This window comes from Acinetobacter sp. 228 (assembly GCF_048147885.1).
The window spans coordinates 1-1,795 of sequence record NZ_JAYWYV010000127.1; the positions used below are offsets into that span (position 1 = coordinate 1).

General features: G+C 36.6%; 3 protein-coding genes. 1 reads left to right on the top strand and 2 read right to left on the bottom strand.

What is annotated here, in order from left to right:
• The coding region (locus VXQ92_RS16570; protein WP_416682562.1) for a DUF488 domain-containing protein at positions 1-251 on the bottom strand (251 nt) is incomplete at its 3' end.
• 143 nt (positions 252-394) lie between these two features.
• Positions 395-844 (bottom strand): SRPBCC family protein, encoded by a 450-nt coding sequence (locus VXQ92_RS16575; RefSeq protein WP_000190594.1) that lies wholly within the window; start codon positions 842-844, stop codon positions 395-397.
• Positions 845-1,060: 216 nt separating this feature from the next.
• On the opposite strand from VXQ92_RS16575, the gene VXQ92_RS16580 reads away from it, so the two are divergent.
• Complete coding sequence (locus VXQ92_RS16580; RefSeq protein WP_000054208.1) at positions 1,061-1,783, top strand: YgfZ/GcvT domain-containing protein; 723 nt, start codon at positions 1,061-1,063, stop codon at positions 1,781-1,783.
• Positions 1,784-1,795 lie beyond the last annotated feature (12 nt).

Consider the following 1,795-nt stretch of genomic DNA (forward strand, 5'->3'; position numbering starts at 1 on the left):
TCTAATAACTCTTTTACTGCGGGGTTGGTTGCTAGTTCTTTTAAATAACGTTGTTTGAACTCATCCCAATGTTCTGCGGACTCTGCATGAAACCACTTACGAAGTTCGGTTGAAGGAGCTATTTCTTTTAACCATAAATCTAAATGAGCTTTTTCTTTGCTAATCCCTCGACTCCATAGTCGATCAACTAAAATTCGCTTACCATCACCACCGCTTACATCGTCATAAATTCTTTTAATTTGTATATCCATATCTTTATCTCACAAGAAGGCTTAACACATTGAGCTTCATATGATCATTCAATATTTTGTTCATTTTTGATAGTGTTTAAAAAATAAAAAATGAGTAGTTTTTCTACTCACTTTTTATTTAAATCTCAATTAAAAAAAGACAATTATTGATCTGGAATGTCGGCTTCTACTAACAACTTCAATAAAGATAAAGACTCTTGCCAGCCTAAATAGCATGCTTCCACAGGAATAACTTCAGGTATTCCTTCTTGGGTAATGTGTATTTCTGTGCCGACCAATACTGTTTTTAATGTAATGGTGACCTGCATCGTGCCAGGTAAATTTGCGTCGTCAAATTGGTCGTTATAACGAATTAATTCATTGGGAACGAGCTCAACATAAGTACCTCCAAATGAATGCGTTGACCCGGTTGAGAAATTGGTAAAGCTCATTTTGTATGAGCCCCCTACTTTTGCATCAAAACTATGAACCTTCGCGGTAAAACCGTGAGGTGCCATCCATTTAACTAAAGCATCTGGATCAAGAAAAGCACGATAAACTCGTTCAGCTGGTGCCTTAAACACTCGATGTAATTTTACTGTACCTGTTGCCATTGTCTTCTCCTTATTTTAAGTCCATTTAAGTTATAAAAATTATGTTGAATAGCTTAAACCGTAGAATTTCTTTTAACGTATATTTTTGGTGTTTTTTTGACCTAAACCTATTGTTTTATACAAAAGTAAATTACGAAAACTATGGCTGATTTTTTAGTAAAAATGGAGCAAAATAGTCAGCAATCATAAAGAAACATATTGAATTTGAGATTAATCATGAGTCTGCTCGCTTTCTCCTCATATGCATTAAACGGTGTAGATGCACAAAAGTTTTTACAAGGCCAAGTGACTGTAGATACTGAACGTTTAGCTGAAAATGAAACACGCTATACAGCCATTTGTGATCTTAAGGGCCGCATCCATTTTGGCTTGTGGCTAAAAAAGAATAATGCAGAAAGTTTTGACATTATTGTCACTCAAGATCAAGCTGAAGAATTCGCGAAGCACATTAAAAAATATGGTGCTTTTTCAAAAATGACCTTAAGTGAACAAGGTGCTGTATTCCCAAAAGTTGTGAATGGCCATACTGAGTTCAGCTCTACAGAAACTGATATTTCCGAATGGCAAAAACAAGCCATCATGACAGGTCAAGCATGGATTGCTCAAGCGACTGAACATGAGTTTCAGCCACAAGAATTACGTTTACATCAACGCGAAGGCGTCAATTACGATAAAGGCTGTTACTTAGGTCAAGAAATTGTGGCGCGCCTTTGGTTTAAAGCAAAACCAAAACACTGGTTACATTTAGTTCAAGGTACGGGTGATGCACCTGCTCCAGCAACTCAACTGCACAATGATGTAGAAGTGGTTAATAGTACCCAAACTACTGACGGTTATATTGCCTTAGTTGTCGCGAAACCTGCCGCCCTTCAAGAGTTAGGGCTTCAAGTTTTAGATTTACCAGAAGCTTTAAGTGGTGATGTTGCTAGACCACAATAATTATATTTAATA

Coding starts and splice junctions, on each gene's coding strand:
- VXQ92_RS16580 (WP_000054208.1), top strand. CDS start 1,061: ATGAGTCTGCTCGCTTTCTCCTCATATGCATTAAACGGTGTAGATGCA.
- VXQ92_RS16575 (WP_000190594.1), bottom strand. CDS start 844: ATGGCAACAGGTACAGTAAAATTACATCGAGTGTTTAAGGCACCAGCT.